Raw genomic sequence first — 18,304 nt, 5'->3', positions numbered from 1 at the left:
ACGTCCGCTTCAGAAGGCGTCTGTGCGTTTTGACTGCAAGTGAGGGACAAGTGACGGACTTGCCTGTAGTCGACATAACCGAGCCCGACGGACAGGGTTTCTCTCGCAAGAGATAGCGTGATGGCAGACTGGCCTGGCCACCTCTTCTGGATGTTTTTTGCGAGTCTTTTGAATGCTGCCTGAGGAAGTAGATCGTCTGGGTAAATAGGGACGCGCATGGCAAATCTCCAATACGTCGCGGTGTCGGCTGCCCGCTGACTATTGTCGAAGTGCGTGCGAAAAAACGAGGGAGAAACACCTGATGCGCAAAGGCTCTGCTGGCCGACCGCTCGATCCAGGGAGACCGATACGCTACGGTAGCATGTGCACAGAGAATCGATCAACCCGCAGCTTCTGGTGGCTGATTCCGTGCTCTAAGGGTCTCTGATCGATGCGGTCATGGCATTGTGATTGCAGTCCAGTTACGCTGATCTGCACCAGGGAGGAGGCGCGATGAGTCAGTATCTTTTGAGTTTTGCGAGGCACAACCTTGAAGGGCGTACCGACGCTTACCTCGCGCTTCTCTGGTGTATGTACCAAGCGAACCTGAGCAAGGGACGCTACTCCGACCACATCAAAGCGCATATAACGGCTGCCTCTGATCAATTGCTGAGTCGCAACTACCAACGCATCGCTGCGCGTTTCAAAAAGGTGCTCGACAACAGGCCTGAGCTGGATCGGATACCACCGTCTGGTCTAGGTACGTTGGATTACCTGCGCGTGAAAAACTTCCGAGGTTTTGGGGCGTTTGGTGCTGACGATAAAGGTACCTTGATCCGATTCAGCAAGCTCAAAAACATCTTCTATGCGCCTAATGGTGGCGGGAAATCTTCCCTGTGTGAGGCCTTGGAGATCACAACGACCGGGGACATCAAAGAAGCTGCCAGGCGCAAGACGAGGGTTAGGGAGTACATAGCGAGGGGGGAGTCGAAGCCCCAGCTTATGCTTATGGGAGCGGATAAGCTCAAAGTAATTCCAAGCATCAGTTGGTCGAGCTGTTTCATCGACCGGAACCGGCTTCAGGAGTTTTCGCTGCTGGGTTCCAAGGATACCGGCAGTGGCGAAAGTGACGTCCTTGCCACCTTGTTTGGGTTGGAAGAACTCCAAGACGTCATCTCTCGCTTCGTCCGACCTGAAAGTTTCACGCTGAAAGCTTTCATGCGCCCCGACCAATCCGAGGCTCTAGCGGCCTTAGAGCAAACCCGGATTGGCCTGAGTCCGCTGCGCTACAAGCACAGAACGGATCTCCAGAATGCGATCGCTGCAATCTGCCAGTTGTTGGGGCTCAGGGCAGACCAAGATTTTGAGATTCGCCCCAAGGTCGTAAGACTGCGTAATACGATGGAGATGCATATCCGTGGGGCCGCGCGCTTGCGGGCAGCCAAGGCCCCTGTCGTTATTCCGTTGAAACAGGTAGAGCGTGCCTGCGGGATAGCCAAGCGGCTGCTGCTTCGTAGAGCGCTGATTGAAAAGTCGTTTCTGCAGAAGGCCAGTGACGTTAACTATCGCGCGGTCTTTGAGGCACTGGCGGCTATTGAGCGGTTGCAGCCTGGGGGAAATTGTCCAGCCTGTCTGACTCCGCTCAACAAAGTCGCCGTGAACCCTTTCGAGAGGGCCCATGATCAGATCAAAGCGCTGGGTGCCCTTGAGTCCTTGAAACACGCCAAGCAGAGAAATGACGCCCGGATTGCCCTCTGGGCTTCAAAGGTTTCTACAGCTATCAGTGCAGTAAAAAGCAACGCCTATGCGGACGTCCCGTGTCCGTTGAAAATGGATGAGTTGGAGGCTGCGCTCGCGGAGTTTCACACCGCTACAGACCGTTCTGAGGTGGCACCGGCTGTTCTCGACGCGCTCTTAAATCTCTGCGCTAGCGGTTCCGAAGAAATCGAGATTTACCTGCGCGCCTGTGATCGCAGGCTAAAAGAGGTTGACCAGGCAGAAGCTCAAGCTGCTCGTCTCGATGCGATGGTGGCACGACTCAAGGTGACAGATGAGTCGCTGAAACGGCATTTTGACAGCAAAACTCGCGCTCTTGCTGGGTTCAAAGCTGCAAACGATCAGGCGGCGCACCTCGTAGAGCAGAAAGTCATCCTACTCAATGATGCCGTCGACAATAGTCATTTCAACCAGTTGATGAAGGATCTTGAGGTCGAATACCGGACGCTTTATCAAGACCTTATGGAATACAAGCTAGCGTTGGAAAAAGCTCGTATCACTGGGATCGAAGCCAAGGCTGCTGAATATTATCGAGCGATCAATAACCACGACGATGACCATGAGCAGGTGGAGACATTGAGCTTCGAGAAGCTCACAGACAACTACCGGATCAAGATTACCAATGTGGACGGATCGTCCCTCGATGCATTTGCAGTACTCAGTGAAGGCCATCTGAGGGCCCTGGGTTTATCTATCCTCTTGGCAATGGCCGAGAAAAACAATTTCCCACTCATCGTCTTTGACGACGTCGTCAACGCGATCGACACGGATCACCGATCTAACATCATCGATCTGTTTTTCAGTGATGACTACCTGCGCCGAATTCAGATGGTGGTCACCACCCACGACCGTCTGTTCTGGGAGCGCTTTTGCATCATCGCTGATCGCCATCCCCAGAGTGAGCAGCATGCAAGCCAGGTACTCAGCTATACGAATAAGGGCATTGTGGTGATCGATCACGCAGGTGGCTTTCAGAAGAAGGTGCATGTGGCCCTGTCGGTCTTTGACGTGCGCCAGGCGTTGCTGTATTGCCGCATCTGGTTTGAGTCAATAGTGCTTGAGTTTTGCATCGAAAATGGTGTCAAGGTCACTGCGAGCTTCAATAAGTCGCAGCTCAAAAAGAGCATGTATCTCCAAGTCAGTCTGGAGCACACCTTCAAGTTAGTGGAGCCATTCATTGACTACGACCCAACACATTTCGATTTCATCAAAAATGATCTGGTGAACTGGGGTGGGCAAAACCAAGAGCACCATGCTTTTGATGAGGGCAGCCTGAATTTCGTGCATTCGAAGACCAGCAGTGAGGTCTTGAAAATCTACGATGCCGTCCGTTTTTTGGAATGCCAGCTTTTCACGGCAAGGAAGAAGGAGTCGGGCGAGAGATACCTCGCCGAAGTGAACGAGAAAATCGAGAGGGGACGCAGAAAGCTGGCAGGCCTGGCCACGGCGCCGGAAGAGGTTCAGAAGGCGCACCAGGCAGGGCTCAAGGTTTTGGAGGATCGAGGTGCTGAGCTCAGTCAGGAGCTTCAGTTCATTGAGCGTTGCCTCGCCAGCGTTGCCCAACGAGAGCTGACCTAGGAGCAGCAACCCGCCCAATTGCCGGATGGCTAGCGGCTTGGATTGGTCAGGGGCAGGGGGAGGGCCCCTCGCTTCTGGGCCGTGTTGGTCTCGTATTAGTGGCTAGCGCCAATCGTGTGACCAGGATGGAGATTTGCTCAGTTCAGTGCCGGAGCGATCTCAAGAAAACGTCCACTGTGCGGTCTACGATCTGCTCGATCTCCTCGCGGGCGAGCGGTTCGCTATTACCTCTCACCTGCGCCCACAGAACACGACCGTCAATCATCCCCATGAAGTCTCGCGCGGCGGTCTCAGGCTCCTGAACTGACAGGATATCGCGACGCGCCAGCTCGGCTAGGTAATCGCTGATGACGGTCATAGCCGGCGCCTGTATGACCTCGTCAAAGCGGTTAGCGAGCATCGGGAAGCGTCGACCCTCCAATATCACCATGCGCAAGAAGTCGGCTGCTGACGGGCCAGACCAGAAGCAGGCGAACTCGGTAGCAATCTGTCGGAGTCCTTTCCTTGGATCGGTCAGTGCGTGCTCATCGTTTGCAACATCCATGATTGTGAAAGCCTTCCACATCCGCTCTGCCACAGCGACGAAGAGCGACTCCTTGCCTTCGGGGTACCGGTTGTACAGGGTTTGGCGGGTGACCGCTGCCGCTTTGGCGATCTCCTCCATGCTCGCTCCCTCATAGCCATGCTCGATGAACATCCTGCCTGCTGCCGCGAGAATCCTGACCGGACGTGACGCGGTTTCACTAGGATTGAGCAGGTCGTCGACGGGGGAGGGGGTAGCCACGTTCATTTTTTTTACCTGTGCAGAGTAGGTTAAGTGTTACTGAAAGATTTGCGCTCCGCCACCCATGTTCCGGCAAATAAACTTTACGCACTTGTAAAGAAATGACTCCTTTCGTCGCGGGCTTCAGGTGCGGTTAGTTGCATAAGGAATTATTTGGACAGAGGGGTTGGGGCGCTTGTTGACCCGTGGCTGCCTGAAAATGTGAATGGCTGATGGTATTGCGGGTGCGATTGTTGGGTTTTGGTTATTGGATAGGAGGGGGCGAGGGCGAGTACCTGTAACGCGGTGAAAATTTTGCTGATAGGTACCGACGTTCGGCAATGAAGCCTTTATCATCCGCCTATCCCAAACATCAGGCACACAAAATGGACACTACCAGTCGCGCTGCTGCAATCGAATCATGTGAAAGCATTCTTCGTAAAGAGTATCAGTACAACAAAGAGAAGGAGATCTGGTCCACGATCAATAAGCGCATTGAAGGCTTGCTCGCCAGAACCAATGAGCTTGCTGACGTCTACGTGGAGTTGCGCGGATCGCTTGGCGAAGATTATAGAGCTCTCAAATCGTTTTTCGATGTATTGAACTTGACGGTTTATTCTTGGAATCCTGGGAAGATTAAAGATGCTCGCCAAGACAGAGAACAGCTCACTGACTTGAATATTCGAATTGTGGAGGCCGCCAAGTTGCTTTCCGATTTAATTTCTCGCCGAACAGAGGTTCAAGAAATATCTAGTTTTCGGAGCGATACTTATTACCATGTTATTGATGTTGTAAGAGATGCCGCTGAGAGTAACGGCCTCTTTTCTTCTCATGTGGAAGGGAAACTGGAAAATCTAACCTATCAGTATGATCTTAAGTATTGGCCGTCCATAAGTGAGGTCGTTTCTGCTATCGGAGCTAATGCGCAAGCAGCAACTACTGTTGCACGTTCTCCAGCTGCAAGTGCAGCGACTGACGCGCGTCGCCCTGGCCTATCAGATTTCCTTAGAGCATTTGAGGCCGCTCTCGATGAGAACAGAGTAAGGAGGCACGGATTCATTCCGAACAAATTCTCGGTGTCCAACAACTCAACGGCATCTCTGATCAACTGCGCACTTGAGTTGGAGGTGGATGATCTGATCGATGGCAGCTTTGTGAAACGATTCCGTCAACGTGAGCGCGAAAGGAAGGTCGGCCAGGTTAAGGTCGATTGAGATCTGATGCGGCTTGCTGCGGTTGGTTTTTTGGTATCGGAAGAGTGGAGGAGGTGGCCATTCCTTTCACCCTGTCCACGAAGGCAGCCTAAGCTTTTTGGCATTTATTGAATGGCTAATGTGCGAGGTTGATCTGTCGAGGCGTCACGTTGGACGAAATCTACGGTGCACCAATTTTTTGGGCTTTTTTTGGGTTTTGGTGGCGCGAGGAGTAACGTCTGTGAGCTGGTTTCTACGGACGACAAGTCGGAGAGAATATGGGCTGGAAAGCCCGGAAATACTGGGGGAGAGGTGGAGCGGGTAGAGGGAATCGAACCCTCAACTAAAGCTTGGGAAGCTTTCGTTTTGCCACTAAACTATACCCGCATTACGCGCTTACTCGGTGCACCAAAGCGGGGTGTCCAATAAGAACCCTCGTTATCAGCTTGGGAAGCTGGAGTAATGCCATTATACGACACCCGCTCAGAGCGGCTGACTTTGTACCAGAAGCGCGCGCGGATTTGAAGTTTTTCTTTATGCGCGCTGTATTTAGCACGGTTGAAACGAAGGACGAACCGTCAGACGGCCATTCGCGGGCAAGCCTCGCTCCTGCAGGAAGACTTCAGGCTGCGGGGCTTGCTCGCGATGACGCGGTTTCAGATTGCCAGTGCATGGTGATCCTGGACGTAGTGGTAACGCGGTCGACTTACCTGGGGGGCAGGCTTCAGGAAGCCCAGCAGGGCGTTGCGGCTGTCGCGGCAGGCGGCTTTGTGTTCCATGTCGAGAAAGTGCCCGGTCGCTTCCAGCGTCGTGAAGCTGCTGTGTTGCACGTGATTGGCGAACAATCGCGCGCCGTCGGCGGCGGTGTATTCGTCCCATTCGCCGTTCATGAACAGCACCGGCACGTTGATTTTCTCCGCCGCTTTCAGAAAGCACTCGCGATCACTTTGCAGCAGGTCGTTAATGTGGAAATGCATCTGCCCGTATTCATGATCGGCCAGGCTGCTGACGTGGCGATAGTTGAAGCGTTTGAACAGGGTCGGCAGGTGTTTGCCGATGGTGCTGTTCACCAGGTTGCCGACCCGGTCGCCGTCCCGGCTGCCGAGGTAATCGACGCCGCGTTCGAGGTAATCGAGCATGTGTGCGTTGATCTCCGGCGAGAACGAACTGATCACGGCTTTTTCGATGCGTCGTGGCCGTTGGGCCAGGGCGACCAACGTCGCGGCGCCTCCCCAGGAAAACGACAGCACGTGTTCGGCGGCGAAGTGGTCGATCAGCTCCAGGAGGATCTGCCCTTCGACTTCCTTGGTCAGCAATTTCTCATGCAGGTTGTGGGCCTTGGACTTGCCCGCGTAGGGCTGGTCGTAGCAGACCACGTTGAACTGCGGGTGGAGGTTTTTCACGGTTTGAGCAAACGACGCAGTCGTGGCCATCGAGCCGTTGACCAAGATAATGGTCTTCTCTGCGGCGTCTGCGCGATAGAACTCCGTGTAAACCCGATACTGACCCTGTATATCCAGCACAGCGATTTCTGGCCTCATGTCATAAGACTCCTGGCAAGCGGGTATGCGCGCAAATGAGATTGCACGAGCTTTGTGACAGGTAGGCATACGCCTGGAATTTGGAGGCCCATGTCGATCCGGTGAATCAGGTCGACGGGTATTATTATTGGCGGGCAGTTTGCCGGAGGAAGGCGGAACCTGAGGGTTCTCTGCCGGCAAAAAGTTTCTTGGAAGTATGTTGTGACTCATCAGTCACATTTCGGCTGACGTCCTGATTCAAGCAGGGGCGAAGGCATCGCGCAAGTGCCGTTGGTAAATTGTTCGACAACTTCTGCTCAGCGGTAGGCTGCTTAGATCAATTGGATCTCTTCGGTGCGCAGCGCGCGGTACTCGCCCGGTTTTAGCGCGTTGTCGAGCATCAGCGGGCCCATGCTTTCGCGGTGCAGGTGCAGGACCTTGTTGTTGAAATGGCCGAACATGCGCTTCACCTGGTGATACCGACCTTCGACGATGCTCAACCGCGCCGATTTCGGCCCCAGCAGTTCCAGCTCGGCCGGCTGCGTGGTGAGATCCTCGAAGGCAAAGTACAGCCCCTCGGCAAAGGTCACTGCATACTCCGGGCCGATGTCCTGTTCGGTCTCGACGTAATAGACCTTGGGCAGTTTGGTCCGCGGCTGGGTCAGGCGCCGCGACCAGCTGCCGTCGTTGGTGATGATCATCAGGCCGGTGGTGTTGAAGTCCAGGCGTCCGGCGATGTGCAGGTCGTCCTTGTCCGGTTCGTGGATCAGCTCGAGCACGGTCGGATGTTGCGGATCGCGGGTGGCGCTGACGCAACCGGGCGGCTTGTTCAGCATGAAGTAGCGCGCGGGTTTGCCGATTTGCAGCAGCTCGTCATCGACTTCCACGCGGCTGAATTCCAGTACGTCGGCGTGGGGATTGCTGACGACTGTCCCGTCGATTCGCACGCGTTTTTCCGCCAGCAGCAGACGCACCTGTTGACGGTTGAAACGCGGCAAATTGCTGAGGAAACGGTCGACACGCATGGCTAGAGATCGGCGGGAAAAGGGTCGCGCATCTTACGTGATCGGCCGGGCGGCTGCTTGCAGCTGCGCCTCGACCTGAGCGCAGCGCGGGCACAGGCAGGATTGGTCGCGCAGCTCTGCCGGCAGCGCTTCGAGGACCGCCGGGTCGATGCTGACGCCGTAGCACCAGCAGGCACGGTCGGCGGTTCGCGGGTCGGCCAGGGTGCAGTCGTTGGAGGCACCGCAGGCCGGGCAGCGGTCAGGCTTGTTATTCAATTGCTTATTCATAAGCGCAGTGAGGCATTTCCACGCAGGTGCGGTTGCGGCCGAATTGCTTGGCCCGATCCTTCGCATGATCGGCCCGAGAGCGCAGGGTGTGCAAGGTTTCATCCGGCGGCTGCGTGGTCAAGCCGATGCTGACGGTCAGCTGCAACGTGTGGTCGTTGTAGGCATAACGCTATTGCTCGCGAATCGAAAGATCACCGCCGATCTGTCAGATAGGCACGCCAGCTGCCCAGATGGCTGATATCCACCGCGCCCTCCAACCCATACGCCTCACAAATGAACCCGCTCTCCCAACGGCCATCCGCCAGTTGCACTTTGCCCAACCCCAGCGGCGCCGGAATGCCGGTCAGGAACGAGCCCAACTCACTGCTGGGCAACTCCCAAACCTCGACCGCAATCGCCACGCCACCTTCCTTCACCCGCACCATCCCCGGACGAAACGGTGGGCCACCGGCCAGCGCGTACAACTGATAATCCGCTGAGCTGAACGTGGTCTCGACCAGCGTTGCGCCGCGCCGTTTCAGTTGCCAGTTCAGCGCCAGTCCGTCCAGATGTGCGCCGCATACCACCAGCCGCGCGCGATCGTTGCGCGCGACAGTTGTCGGCGCAGGCGTCGCCGAACCGCGCTGAAAAGCATCCGCCACACTCAGCAAATATTGATCGGTAAAGGCCCGACCAAACAGCGTCACGCCCCACGGCAAACCATTGCTCATGAACGCGCTCGGTACGGCGACGGCGGCGTAGTCGAGCAGGTTCATGAAGTTGGTGTAGTAACCCAGTTCGGAATTGCGCAGCACCGGTTCGGCTTCCAGCTCCGCCAGCGTCACCGGGCGGCCGATGGTCGGCGTGACCACGCAATCCAGGCCTTGCAGCGCCTGGTCGCACAGGGCTTTCAAGGCTTGCAGCCGATACTGGGCGCGGAAGGTTTGCACGCCGCTCACCGCTGGCGCCTTGGCCAGCACTGCGCGAATGACCGGCAGCACCGCTTGCGGATTGTGCTCCAGCAATTCCCCCGCGACGCTGTAGCGCTCGGCGACCCACGGGCCTTCATAAAGCAACCGCGCGGCTTCGAAGAACGGCGACATATCCAGCTCAACCGCTTCGCCACCCAACGCCTTCAATTGGTCAATGGCATCGCCGAACAACAGCGGGCCTTCAGGGCAGCCGAAAAATTCCAGGTCCTGCGCACGCGGTACGCCGAAGCGAAAAGGGCGTGGCGTGCCGAACGCCGAGCCATCGTTCCACAGTGGATTGCTGCGGCTGTATTCGTCCCGAGGATCGAAGTGCGCCGTGAGCGCCAGCAACTGACTGGCTTCGCGCGCCGTCGCGGTAAACGTGGTGACGCAATCGAGCGTGCGACAGGCCGGCACCACGCCCGCTGTGGAGATCAGCCCTTTGGTGGCTTTCATCCCGACCAGATTGTTCAAGGCTGCCGGCACGCGCCCGGAGCCCGCCGTGTCGGTGCCCAAGGAAAAACTCGCCACGCCCAGCGCCACTGCCAGTGAAGAACCGGCGCTGGAACCACCCGCCGGATAGTCCGGCAATACGCTGTTGGGGCACGCGCCATAGGGCGAGCGACTGCCGTTGAGCCCGGTGGCGAACTGATCAAGATTGGTCTTGCCCAGCGGAATCGCGCCCAGCGCCAGCAGTTGCTCGACGATGGTCGCCGACTGCGCCGGCACATAGGCAAACGCCGGGCACGCGGCGGTGGTCGCAATGCCTGCCAGATCGATGTTGTCCTTGATCGCAAACGGCACGCCATACAGCGGCAGGCTGTCGAGGTCGCGACCGTCGAGCGCGGCGAGGTACGGTTCCAGTTCTTCAACGCTGAGCAGATGGATAAACAGGTGATAGTCCGGGTTCAGCGCGGCGGCTTTGTTGCGCAGGCTCGGCAGCAGTTGTCGCGGCGTGATGCTGCCGTCGCGGTAGGCGCTGCGCAGGGCGTCGAGTTGCAGATTGATGTTCATGGCTTGATCCTTTTCAAATGAATTCAGTCGAGTTCCAGCACCACGACCCGCTGTCCGGCGCGCACCGCCGAACCCGGTTGCACCCGAATCTCGCGCACCACGCCGGCCATCGGGGCGAGAAGTGGAATTTCCATCTTCATCGACTCCAGAATCACCAGCACATCGCCGGCGGCGACGCGGCTGCCGGTTTCAACCTGAACCTGCCAGAGGTTGCCGGCGATGTGGCTGTCGACGCTCATTTCGCCGCTGGCGAGCGGGGCGTTTTCGGTCGTTTGCGGGACGAGTTCTTCGCTGTCGAAATGCGCCTGGCCGCTGGCAATCCAGCGTTCGCGCTCGGCGTTGAACGCGCCTTTTTGCTGATCGCGAAACGCGGCGATGGTCTCGGCTTCCTTGGCCAGGAACGCCTGGTAATCCGCGAGGTTCAACTGACTGTGTTCGATGTTCAGGTCGAAGCGCCCAAGCGGGAAATCCCGACGGATGCGCAGCAGTTCATCGGCGCTCACCGGGTAGAAACGGATCTGGTCGAAGAAGCGCAACAGCCACGGTTTGCCATCGAACGCGGCGACTTCGCGGTAGCGATTCCACATCTGCAAGGTACGCCCCACGAACTGATAACCGCCGGGGCCTTCCATGCCGTACACGCACATGTATGCGCCGCCGATGCCCACCGAATTCTCGGCGGTCCAGGTGCGGGCCGGGTTGTATTTGGTGGTGACCAGACGATGCCGTGGATCGAGCGGAGTGGCGACCGGCGCGCCGAGGTAGACGTCGCCCAAACCCATCACCAGGTAACTCGCGTCAAATACCGTGCGCTGCACTTCGTCGAGGTTCGGCAGGTCGTTGATGCGGCGGATGAACTCCAGATTGCTCGGGCACCACGGCGCGTCCTTGCGCACGGTGGTCATGTATTTTTCGATTGCCAACTGGCACGCCGGATCGTCCCAGGACAGGGGCAAGTGGACGATGCGCGACGGCACTTGCAGGTCGTTGGCGGCACACACGGCGTCCCATTCGCCTGCGACGATGCCGAGCAAATCGGCCAGCGGCAGTTGCTCGGGCTGGTAGTGCACTTGCAGCGAACGGATGCCTGGCGTCAGGTCGATCACGCCGTGCAGGTGTTTGCTTTCCAGCGCTTGCATGAGGGCGTGGGCGCGGAAACGTAAAACCAGGTCGAGTTCAGGTGCGCCGATTTCCAGCAGCAGGTGAGTATCCCCAGACAATCGTGCAACCAGCCGCGTATCCCCCTGACCCAAATCCAACACCACAGGCGACACAACACCCTGTGGGAGCGGCGGTGCGACGATTCGACTTGCTCGCGAAGAGGGAATATCAGTTGACATTGATGTGTCTGACATATCGCTTTCGCGAGCAAGCCCGCTCCCACAAGGGGAATTCCATTTCAGGGCGAGATGGCGGGCGGTCTGGAGATCGACTGGACGGAACTGGACTTTATCCCCAGCCTTGAGCTGTCCCAGCTGCCAAAGGTCCGCCTCGATCACCGTCACCGGACAGACAAACCCGCCCAGACTTGGGCCGTCCGGCCCGAGAATCACCGGCATGTCCCCGGTGAAATCCACGGCGCCAATCGCATACGGATTGTCATGAATATTCGACGGATGCAGCCCTGCCTCACCGCCGTCGGCACGCACCCATTGCGGCTTCGGCCCGATCAAGCGCACGCCGGTACGGCTCGAGTTGAAATGCACTTCCCACTGGGTGGCGAAGAAGGTGTCGATGTAGTTTTCAGTGAAATATTCCGGCGCGCCGTGCGGGCCGTAGATCACCCGAATCTGCCGCACCGCTGGCAACTCGGCGATGTCAGGCAGTTGCTCACCGGCGCTACGGTCAAGCAAAGCAGGTACATGCAACACGTCACCGGCGCGCAACGCCCGACCGCCATGGCCGCCAAACTGACCCAGCGTGAAGGTGCTTTTGCTGCCCAGATAATCCGGCACTTGCAGGCCGCCGCGCAGGCTCAGGTAGCTGCGCGCGCCGGCCCCGGCAATCGTGCCGAGGTTCAACGTGGCGCCGGCCGGGATCAGTAGCGCCGTGTTCATCGGCACCGCGTCACCGTTCAACGTCAGCGCAATGACCGCGCCGGTCACCGCCACCACCGCGTCGCAATTGAAGCGCAGCAATGGCCCGCTCATGGTGATTTCCAGGGCGGCGGCGCCTTCGTCGTTGCCCAGCAACAGATTGCCGCGACGCAACGCGCGACTGTCCATCGGCCCCGACGGCGGTACGCCCACCGCCCAATAGCCGAGGCGTCCCGGATAATCCTGAACGCTGGTTTGCGTCCCGGCACTGAGCACTTCAAAGGTGTTGGCCTGATAGACCAGACCTTCGAGGCAACGGGTCCACGGCTGACCGCTGGCGAACGGTGCGTCGACAAGGATCTGGCGCAGGTAATCGCGGTTGGTTTCCACGCCGTAAAGCAGGCTGTCGCCCAACGCCTGATGCAGATCGTGGCGGGCTTCTTCGCGGGTCGGCGCCCAACTGATGACTTTGGCGATCATCGGATCGAAGTACGGCGGGATCTCGCAACCGGCCTCGACCCAGGTGTCGATGCGCAGTTGTATGCCGTTGGCGACCGGGAAGTTCACGGCGGTCAGCAAGCCGGGACTCGGCTGAAAATCACGGCCCGGGTCTTCGGCATACAACCGCGCCTGAATCGCATGGCCCTCGGCTTTCAAGCCTCGGCTCACCTCGCTCAGCGGCGGCAAATCACCGGCCGCCAGTTGCACCATCCAGCGCACCAGGTCCACGCCCCACACCTGTTCGGTGACGCCGTGCTCCACCTGCAAACGCGTGTTCACTTCCAGAAAGTAGAAGCGCTGGTCCTCGCTGTCGAAGACGAATTCCACGGTGCCGGCGCTGCGGTAATTCACCGCTTTCGCCAGTTTGATCGCCGCTGCGCAGAGCTCATCGGCCATGCCCTCGGGCAGGTTCGGCGCGGGAGTTTCTTCGAGGACTTTCTGGTTGCGTCGTTGCACCGAGCAGTCGCGCACACCCAGGGCGATCACTTCGCCGCGACCGTCGCCGAACACCTGAACTTCCAGGTGACGAGCGCGTTGGATGTACTTCTCGATAAACACCCCGGCATCGCTGAAGTTGTTCTGGCCGAGGCGTTTCACGGCGTCGAAGGATTCGCTCAATTCGGTGGCGCTGCGGCACACGCGCATGCCGATGCCGCCACCGCCGGCGGTGCTTTTGAGCATCACCGGGTAGCCGACCTGTTCGCCGGCGACTAGTGCGGCGTCGAGGCTGTCGAGCAGTTCGGTGCCTTCGAGCATCGGTACGCCATGTTGTTTGGCCAGGGCGCGGGCGGTGTGCTTGAGGCCGAACACGCGCAATTGCTCGGGTGTCGGGCCGATGAAGGCAATGTCGGCGGCTTCGCAGGCTTCGGCGAACGCGGCGTTTTCCGAGAGGAAACCGTAGCCGGGATGGATGGCGGTGGCCCCGGTGGCTTTGGCAATGGCGAGGATTTTGTCCACCGCCAGGTAGGTGCCCGCCGCCGCGCCTTCGCCGAGGCTGTGGGCTTCATCGGCTTGCAGAAGGTGCAGGCTCGCGGCATCGGCTTCGGAATACACCGCGACGCCCTGGACATGCAATTCACCCAGGGTGCGCAGGATGCGGCAGGCAATGGCGCCACGGTTGGCAATCAGGACTTTTTCGAACATGGCATAACCCCTGAAGGGGATGCGGGCCGTCCCGCAGTTTTTCGATGAGCGCCGGGGTCGTCCCTGGCGGCAGAATCAGTTCTCTCCAAAACACCACTGCACCCCGGTAGGAGCGAGCCTTTGTGGTGAGGGGGCTTGCCCCCGTTCGGCTGTGAAGCGGCCCTAAATTTGTGGTGAGGGGGCAAGCCCCCTCACCACAGAGGCTCGCCTCTACAGGTTTAGTGGTTTTTCGGAGATTTCAGGCACTGGCCAGACCGGGCCTGGCACAGGGCAAACAGCCATTTACGCAATCGCGCCAGGTTCAGTTCCATACCAGTAGCTCCGCAGGGGTCGGGTTGTAGGCGTTGCACGGGTTGTTCAGTTGCGGGCAGTTGGAGATCAGCACGATCACGTCCATCTCGGCCCGCAGGTCGACGTACTTGCCCGGCGCCGAGATGCCGTCTGCAAAGGTCAGCCCGCCGTCCGCCGTGACCGGCACGTTCATGAAGAAATTGATGTTGGGCCCGATGTCGCCCTTGCCCAGTCGTCCGTCGTGGACGCAGGCGCGCAGGTAGTTATCGCGGCAGCTGTGCATGTAGCGTTTTTCCAAGGCGTAGCGCACGGTGTTGCTCTCTTGCGCACAGGCACCGCCGAGTGTGTCGTGGCGCCCGCAGGTGTCGGCGACGATGGTCAGCATGGGCTTGCCGAGGTTGGAATAAAGCACGCTGCCGGTGCTCAGGTAGACGCTGTTCTGCCGGCGCAAGGTGCGTTGCACGTCGTAGCGTTCCTTCGGATTGGCGACGCTGTAGAACAAGGTGTCGACGGCTTGATTGCCTTCCAGATCGAGGATGCGCAGGGTCTGGCCGGCCTTCACTTCCATCAGCCACGGTTCGCCGGCGGGGATGGTCGCGCGGTAGACGGCGGCTTCAGGCTGCATGGGAGAAGTGGCGATTGCGAGTGACATGGCAGCGATCCTCAGGCGAACAGACGGTCGGTGTTGATGAAGCCGCGCTCGTTTTCCGGGCGCGAGGTGCGGCAGTGTTCGGCGACGCTGGCGTCGGCGTTCATCCAGCTCAATTTCAAGGGTTGTGGTGCGTAGTCCGGCGACGGGTCCATCGGGTGTTGCAGCGCGGTCAGCACCACCAGCGTGTCCATCGGCGCGTACAACTCGATGTAGTCGCCGGCCTTCGAGTTGCCTTCGACAAAGTGAAAGCGCCCGGCCTCATCGACGTTCACGCGGCTGAACAGATTGAGGGTCATCAGCAAATCCGAGAGGCCCAGTCCCCACTTGCCCAGTTCCACCAGCAAGTTATCGGTGCCGTTGCGAAAGAAGCCGTTGCGCAGCTCCTGGTAGCGCCCGGCGCCGTACTTGTGCGCGACTTCTTCAGCGCAGAGCACGCCGCCGAGGCTGTCGCTCCAGCCGCAAGTGTCGGCGGTAATTGCGGCCAGCACGCGGCCCATGTCCGAGTACAGGCAATGGCCGGTGGTGAGCTTGGCGGTGTGTTGGCATTTGAGGCTGTCGGGCAGGTTCAGGCGTTCGGTTTTTTCGTTGGCGTTGAGCAACGTCAGGCTGACGTTGGCGCCGCCGCGCAGGTCGGTCAGGCGCAGCAATTGGCCGCGCTTCAACACGAACGAACGATGGCCGCCGCCGGGGAGCATTTCTTCGGCGAAGGGTGGGAACAGTTGAGTCGAGTCAGTCATTGCAAAATTCCTCTAAGCGATACGAAGCGTGCCTGCCAGTGGCACCGGCAAGGCGTCGACGGCGGCGCGCTGGACGTGGCGGTCGCTGTTCAAAGGGATGTCGTAAGTGATGCGCGCGCCATAGGCGCCGGGGGCGTGCGGGTCGACGCGGACCTTGTCGAACACCAGCAGGCGCGTGCCCAGGCTGAAACCTTCGGACAAGTCGTGGGTGACCATGAACACCGTCAGTTGCGTCTCGCGCCACAGTTCCAGCAGCAGGCCGTGCATGTCTTTGCGGATACCCGGATCGAGCGCGCCGAACGGTTCGTCGAGCAGCAGCACGCGCGGTTTCATGATCAGCGCCTGGGCAATGGCCAGCCGTTGTTGCATGCCGCCGGACAGCTGCGCCGGGTACTTGTCCAGCGAGTGGGCGAGGCCGACTTTGCGCAGCAACACCGAGGCTTGTTCCCGAGCGTCTTTTTTCGCGCTGCCGAACAAGCGCCCGAGCAGCGGCGAGCGTGGCAGTTCGAGGCCGAGGGCGACGTTGTCCAGCACGGTCAGGTGCGGGAACACCGAATAGCGCTGAAACACCACGCCACGGCTCGAATCCGGCTCGCCGGCCAAGACTTGACCGTCCAAGAGAATCTCGCCGCGACTGGCGCGCTCCTGGCCGAGCAGCAGTCGCAGGAAGGTCGATTTGCCGCAACCCGAGGCGCCGACCAGGGTGCAGAACTCACCTTCGTTGATGTTCAGGTTGAGCCCTTCGAGCACCACCTGATCGCCGTATTGCTGCCAGACGTTTTTCACCGTGATGAAGCTCATGCCCGCGCTCCTTCATACCAAGGGAAGGCCCGTTGGGTCAGGCGCTTGAGGCCCCAGTCCATCAACCAGGCGAGCAGGGTGATCCACACCACGTAGGGCAGGATCACGTCCATCGCCAGGTAGCGCCGCACCAGGAAGATCCGGTAACCGAGGCCGTCGGTGGAGGCGATGGCTTCGGCGGCGATCAGGAATAACCACGCCGAACCGAGCATCAGTCGCAGCGAGATCAACAGGCGCGGCAGCAATTGCGGCAGCACCACGCGCAGCATCAGGGTCCAGGTCGAAGCGCCGAGGGTCTGGGCCTTGATCAACAACTCGACTGGGATTTCTCTAGCGCGCTGTTCCAGATCCCGCGCCAGGCACGGGGTGATGCCGATCACGATCAGCATCACTTTCGACAACTCTCCCAGCCCGAACACGATGAACAGAATCGGCAGGATCGCCAGCGGCGGCACCATCGACAGCACCGTTAGCAACGGCGACAACGGCGCGCCGAACAACGGCAAGGTGCCGGCGGCGATGCCCAGGCACAGCCCGGCCAGCGCGCTGATACCGAGGCCGATGGCCAGGCGTCGCAGGCTCGACGCGGTGTCTTGCCACAGCACGTATTCACCGGTGCGGGTGTCGGCGACGAAGGCCAGGCGTTTCACCGCGTCGGTCATTTGCACGGCGCTGGGCAACAGCTTGTCGTTGGGGTTGTTTGTCAGCCGCTCGGCCGAGCCCATGAAGTAGGCGAACAGCACCAGGGCGAACGGCAGGATCACCAGCAGCAGGCGACTCGGGCGATCCGGGTGGCGATTGATCAGGCGCATGGCCAGGTCCTCTGCTTACAGCTTGGCGTCGGCGGCCATCTGTACGTAAGTCGGGTCGAAGCGCAGTTTGAGATTGGTCTTGTCGCCGCTGGTTACGCCGTTGGCGAAGGCCATGCCGACGGCGCTGGTGTCCTTGGCGCCTTCACCCAGCAAACCGTGCTGGAAGGAAAACTCGGCGACTTTGCGCATGGTGTCCGGCAGTTGTTTGCTGGTGGAGAAGTCCAGGGCTTCTTTGGGCGTGGCGAACAACTTGGTGGTGTCCAGTTGCGACTGGAAGCCGGCGAGGTCGGTGCCCGAGGCTTTGGCCATGTGTTCGAGGGCGACTTTGCTGGCGGCGTTTTTCGCGTTCATCAACTCGACCACTTCGAACCAGGCGCCGGTCAGCGCTTTGCCCAGGGCCGGGTTGTCTTTGAGGGTGGCGCTGTTGACCACCATCATGTCCATGATTTCGCCGGGGATCTGGCTGGAGTTGAACACTTCGGTCACGCCCGGTTTGGCCTTGATGTCCGAGAGCATCGGGTTCCAGGTGGTGACGGCGTTGACCTGTTCGGTGTTGAACGCGGCGGAGATGTCAGCGTCCGAGGTGTTGACCACTTTCAGGTCTTTCTCGGAGAGGTCCACCGAGTCCAGCGCGCGGGCCAGCAGGTAGTGGGACACCGACAACTCGACCAGATTGACGTCCATGCCTTTGAGGTCGGTGACTTTCTTGCCTGCGCCTTTGAGCACGATGCCGTCGTTGCCGTTGGAGAAATCACTGACGATCAGAGCGGTGCTGTCGACGCCACCGGCGGCCGGAATGGTCAGCGCGTCCATGTTGGTCATGGTGCAACCGTCGAACTGGCCTGCGGTGTATTGGTTGATCGATTCGACGTAGTCGTTGAGCTGCACCACATCAATCTTGATGCCGTACTTCTTTGCCCATTTGTCGACGATGCCTTGGCTGCCAGCGTATTCCCACGGCATCCAGCCGGCGTAAATGGTCCAGCAGACGCTGAAGTGGTCTTTTTGCGCGGCCTGGGACGAGAAGCTCACGAAAGCTGCAAAGGCAGCGGCGAGCAGGGCGGGTAAACGAAGCTGGGACATGGGTCATTCTCCAGTTGATCAAGGGCGGGCAGGAGTCAACGCGGCACCGCGAACGGTGGCTTGTCTCCCGGGCTTTTGTCCCGCCGTGTAACCTCAACTGGAGGTCGCCAACTCTCGGACCAGCCACTCGCCTTAGCGAGCCGGAACCCTAGTCAGCCATTGCAAATTGTGGTGCCGCGAACC

General features: G+C 59.3%; 13 protein-coding genes, 1 tRNA gene, 2 pseudogenes and 1 riboswitch. Of the genes and pseudogenes, 2 read left to right on the top strand and 14 right to left on the bottom strand.

The window, feature by feature from the left end; all coding sequences use genetic code 11:
* Window positions 1-218 (bottom strand): annotated as a pseudogene (locus tag ACQKP4_RS19170) (tyrosine-type recombinase/integrase); the annotation flags it as partial.
* A gap of 274 nt (window positions 219-492) precedes the next feature.
* Here ACQKP4_RS19170 and ACQKP4_RS19165 point away from each other — a divergent pair.
* On the top strand, window positions 493-3,333 hold the full coding sequence (locus tag ACQKP4_RS19165; RefSeq protein ID WP_427635212.1) for an AAA family ATPase: 2,841 nt from the start codon (window positions 493-495) through the stop codon (window positions 3,331-3,333).
* A 142-nt stretch (window positions 3,334-3,475) separates the two neighbouring features.
* Here the strand turns inward: ACQKP4_RS19165 and ACQKP4_RS19160 are convergent, their stop codons facing one another.
* Window positions 3,476-4,123, bottom strand: coding sequence for a TetR/AcrR family transcriptional regulator (locus ACQKP4_RS19160; protein WP_427635211.1), 648 nt, complete (start codon window positions 4,121-4,123; stop codon window positions 3,476-3,478).
* Between the two features lie 359 nt (window positions 4,124-4,482).
* Here ACQKP4_RS19160 and ACQKP4_RS19155 point away from each other — a divergent pair, with 359 nt between their 5' ends.
* Window positions 4,483-5,310 carry a hypothetical protein gene (locus tag ACQKP4_RS19155; protein WP_427635210.1) on the top strand — a complete coding sequence of 276 codons (828 nt, stop codon included), beginning with the start codon at window positions 4,483-4,485 and terminating at the stop codon, window positions 5,308-5,310.
* Window positions 5,311-5,602: 292 nt separating this feature from the next.
* Here ACQKP4_RS19155 and ACQKP4_RS19150 read toward each other — a convergent pair.
* From ACQKP4_RS19150 to ACQKP4_RS19095, 12 genes and pseudogenes are all read right to left on the bottom strand, one after another.
* Window positions 5,603-5,676: transfer RNA gene (locus ACQKP4_RS19150), tRNA-Gly, on the bottom strand.
* Between the two features lie 269 nt (window positions 5,677-5,945).
* Window positions 5,946-6,830 (bottom strand): alpha/beta fold hydrolase, encoded by an 885-nt coding sequence (locus ACQKP4_RS19145; protein ID WP_427635209.1) that lies wholly within the window; start codon window positions 6,828-6,830, stop codon window positions 5,946-5,948.
* Between the two features lie 311 nt (window positions 6,831-7,141).
* Complete coding sequence (locus tag ACQKP4_RS19140) at window positions 7,142-7,834, bottom strand: pseudouridine synthase (protein WP_427635208.1); 693 nt, start codon at window positions 7,832-7,834, stop codon at window positions 7,142-7,144.
* Window positions 7,835-7,867: 33 nt separating this feature from the next.
* Window positions 7,868-8,089: a cysteine-rich CWC family protein gene (locus ACQKP4_RS19135; RefSeq protein WP_427635207.1), complete on the bottom strand. Its 222-nt coding sequence runs from the start codon at window positions 8,087-8,089 to the stop codon at window positions 7,868-7,870.
* 4 nt (window positions 8,090-8,093) lie between these two features.
* Window positions 8,094-8,270, bottom strand: a pseudogene (locus tag ACQKP4_RS19130) (GGDEF domain-containing protein); the annotation flags it as partial.
* 22 nt (window positions 8,271-8,292) lie between these two features.
* Window positions 8,293-10,065 carry an allophanate hydrolase gene (gene atzF / locus ACQKP4_RS19125; RefSeq protein ID WP_427635206.1) on the bottom strand — a complete coding sequence of 591 codons (1,773 nt, stop codon included), beginning with the start codon at window positions 10,063-10,065 and terminating at the stop codon, window positions 8,293-8,295.
* 23 nt (window positions 10,066-10,088) lie between these two features.
* Window positions 10,089-13,745 (bottom strand): urea carboxylase, encoded by a 3,657-nt coding sequence (uca, locus tag ACQKP4_RS19120; protein WP_427635205.1) that lies wholly within the window; start codon window positions 13,743-13,745, stop codon window positions 10,089-10,091.
* Window positions 13,746-14,046: 301 nt separating this feature from the next.
* A complete protein-coding gene (locus ACQKP4_RS19115) occupies window positions 14,047-14,688 on the bottom strand; it encodes an urea amidolyase associated protein UAAP2 (protein ID WP_427635204.1) in 642 nt (213 codons plus the stop codon).
* 11 nt (window positions 14,689-14,699) lie between these two features.
* Window positions 14,700-15,425 carry an urea amidolyase associated protein UAAP1 gene (locus ACQKP4_RS19110; protein ID WP_427635203.1) on the bottom strand — a complete coding sequence of 242 codons (726 nt, stop codon included), beginning with the start codon at window positions 15,423-15,425 and terminating at the stop codon, window positions 14,700-14,702.
* A gap of 12 nt (window positions 15,426-15,437) precedes the next feature.
* Window positions 15,438-16,226: an ABC transporter ATP-binding protein gene (locus ACQKP4_RS19105; protein WP_427635202.1), complete on the bottom strand. Its 789-nt coding sequence runs from the start codon at window positions 16,224-16,226 to the stop codon at window positions 15,438-15,440.
* Window positions 16,223-17,038, bottom strand: coding sequence for an ABC transporter permease (locus ACQKP4_RS19100; protein WP_427635201.1), 816 nt, complete (start codon window positions 17,036-17,038; stop codon window positions 16,223-16,225). The genes ACQKP4_RS19105 and ACQKP4_RS19100 overlap by 4 nt, the downstream gene beginning before the upstream one ends.
* Window positions 17,039-17,053: 15 nt before the next feature.
* Entirely contained in the window at window positions 17,054-18,121 is a 1,068-nt protein-coding gene (locus ACQKP4_RS19095; protein ID WP_427635200.1) for a putative urea ABC transporter substrate-binding protein, read from the bottom strand.
* A 62-nt stretch (window positions 18,122-18,183) separates the two neighbouring features.
* Window positions 18,184-18,284: riboswitch (guanidine-I (ykkC/yxkD leader) on the bottom strand.
* Window positions 18,285-18,304 lie beyond the last annotated feature (20 nt).

Source organism: Pseudomonas sp. NPDC086278 (genome assembly GCF_050280905.1).
Lineage (GTDB): Bacteria > Pseudomonadota > Gammaproteobacteria > Pseudomonadales > Pseudomonadaceae > Aquipseudomonas.
The sequence above is the reverse complement of the archived record's forward strand: the minus strand, read 5'-3'. Positions and strand labels throughout refer to the sequence as shown.

Coding starts and splice junctions, on each gene's coding strand:
- ACQKP4_RS19140 (WP_427635208.1), bottom strand. CDS start 7,834: ATGCGTGTCGACCGTTTCCTCAGCAATTTGCCGCGTTTCAACCGTCAA.
- ACQKP4_RS19145 (WP_427635209.1), bottom strand. CDS start 6,830: ATGAGGCCAGAAATCGCTGTGCTGGATATACAGGGTCAGTATCGGGTT.
- atzF (WP_427635206.1), bottom strand. CDS start 10,065: ATGAACATCAATCTGCAACTCGACGCCCTGCGCAGCGCCTACCGCGAC.
- ACQKP4_RS19155 (WP_427635210.1), top strand. CDS start 4,483: ATGGACACTACCAGTCGCGCTGCTGCAATCGAATCATGTGAAAGCATT.
- ACQKP4_RS19110 (WP_427635203.1), bottom strand. CDS start 15,425: ATGACTGACTCGACTCAACTGTTCCCACCCTTCGCCGAAGAAATGCTC.
- ACQKP4_RS19105 (WP_427635202.1), bottom strand. CDS start 16,226: ATGAGCTTCATCACGGTGAAAAACGTCTGGCAGCAATACGGCGATCAG.
- ACQKP4_RS19115 (WP_427635204.1), bottom strand. CDS start 14,688: ATGTCACTCGCAATCGCCACTTCTCCCATGCAGCCTGAAGCCGCCGTC.
- ACQKP4_RS19095 (WP_427635200.1), bottom strand. CDS start 18,121: ATGTCCCAGCTTCGTTTACCCGCCCTGCTCGCCGCTGCCTTTGCAGCT.
- ACQKP4_RS19100 (WP_427635201.1), bottom strand. CDS start 17,038: ATGCGCCTGATCAATCGCCACCCGGATCGCCCGAGTCGCCTGCTGCTG.
- uca (WP_427635205.1), bottom strand. CDS start 13,745: ATGTTCGAAAAAGTCCTGATTGCCAACCGTGGCGCCATTGCCTGCCGC.
- ACQKP4_RS19160 (WP_427635211.1), bottom strand. CDS start 4,123: ATGAACGTGGCTACCCCCTCCCCCGTCGACGACCTGCTCAATCCTAGT.
- ACQKP4_RS19165 (WP_427635212.1), top strand. CDS start 493: ATGAGTCAGTATCTTTTGAGTTTTGCGAGGCACAACCTTGAAGGGCGT.